This window comes from Monashia sp. HAY1-5C (genome assembly GCF_056755255.1).
This window is the reverse complement of the sequence record NZ_JBPGXG010000263.1, coordinates 1-1,612: the sequence shown is the minus strand read 5'-3', so window position 1 is coordinate 1,612 and position 1,612 is coordinate 1. Positions and strand designations below refer to the sequence as shown.

Genomic DNA, 1,612 nt, shown 5'->3' with positions numbered 1-1,612 from the left:
CTGACGGGACTGCTCACGTGCTGCTGCTCGACGACCACTGGACCTGGGACTTCTGGACCGCCGTTGACGGCCCGGACACCCACCTCTACTTCCTCAAGGCGCCGCGGGCGCTCGGCGACCCCGACCTGCGGCACCGCAACGCCAGGATCGGCCACGCAGTCTCCCGCGACCTGCGCGGGTGGACCGTCCTCGAGGACGCGCTCGGTCCGGGCGCACCCGGGGCGTGGGACGACCTCGCCACGTGGACCGGCAGCGTCGTGCCCGACGGTGACCGCTGGTGGATGTTCTACACCGGCATCGGTACCGACAGCGACGGCCTGCGGCAGCGGATCGGCCGCGCCCACAGCACCGACCTCGCGTCCTGGACCAAGGATCCCGGCTTCGTCCTCGACGCCCCGGACATGTTCGAGCAGCTGGACCCGTCGGTCTGGCCGGATCTCTGCTGGCGCGACCCGTGCGTCTTCGCCGACCCCGAGCACGGCGGTTGGGCGATGCTCGTGACGGCACGCGTGCCGACGGGCCCGGCCGATGCCCGGGGTGTCGTGGCGCTGCTGCGCTCGAACGACCTCCGCACCCGGACGCCGATCGGGCCCGTCACACCGCTCGGCGACTGGGGCCATCTGGAGGTTCCGCAGGTGGTCGAGGTCGGCGGCCGGCAGCGCCTCGTCTGCTGTGCCTATGCGGACTGCACGAGCGCGGAGCGACAGGCACGGGTCGGTGCCGTGACCGGCACGCACTACTTCGTGGGCGACAGCCCTACCGGCCCGTTCGTGCCGGAGTCGGACGACCTCTTCGCCGCCGACGAGGCGGGCTCGCTCTACGCGGGCAAGATCGTCACCGACCCGATGACCGGTGGCCCCGCGCTGCTGGCCTTCCTCCAGTTCGACGCCGACGGCCGGTTCCTCGGTGGTCTCAGCGACCCTGTCCCGATCGACGTCCTGCCGGACGGGTCCTTGAGGCTCCGACAGTCGCCGGAGCGCGTGGTGCAGGACGCCTGCACCCTGTTGCGCTAGCGAGGGCCGGCCACCCGGCGCACCGAAGCAGCCGGAGAGGGCATCGGGCGTTGCACGCGTCGCTTGCGCTGGTGCTGCTCGTGGCGAAGGCTGTGCACGGAGGCTGGTCGACGTGGAGAGAGCGCATGCGGATCCTGTTCAGCGCGTGGCCCGGGTACGGGCACCTGTTGCCGATGGTGCCGCTCGTCGGTGCGGCGCAGCGGGCCGGTCACGACGTGGTCGTGGCGACCGGGCCCGACCTCGTGCAGTACGCGTCGAGCCTCGGCGTGGCGACCGTGACCGCGGGTCCCACTGCCGCCCAGTCCTACTCCCGCCTGCCGAGCGACGTGCCGATCAGCCGACTGCCGGCCTCGGAGCAGACCGCCTTCGCGGCAGAGCACCTCTTCGGGGCGGCCGGCGTGGTGCGGGCACGCGACCTGGCCGTGTTCTGCTCGACCTGGAAGCCGGACCTCGTCGTGCACGACCCGCTCGAGCTGGGTGCTGCAGCGGTGGCCACCGACACCGGGACGGCTCAGGTCACCCACGGCTACGGACCCATGCTCGCCGTGAACGAGGACATGATCCGCGTCATCGGCTCGACGCTGGCCAGGGCCTTGGGC

Annotated in this window: 1 protein-coding gene and 1 pseudogene; both read left to right on the top strand. The window is 72.2% G+C overall.

Annotated features, from left to right (window positions below; genetic code table 11):
- On the top strand, positions 1-1,013 hold a 1,013-nt coding region (locus ACR9ZK_RS21540; protein ID WP_481344005.1), incomplete at its 5' end, for a hypothetical protein.
- 125 nt (positions 1,014-1,138) lie between these two features.
- Positions 1,139-1,612 (top strand): annotated as a pseudogene (locus tag ACR9ZK_RS21535) (hypothetical protein); the annotation flags it as partial.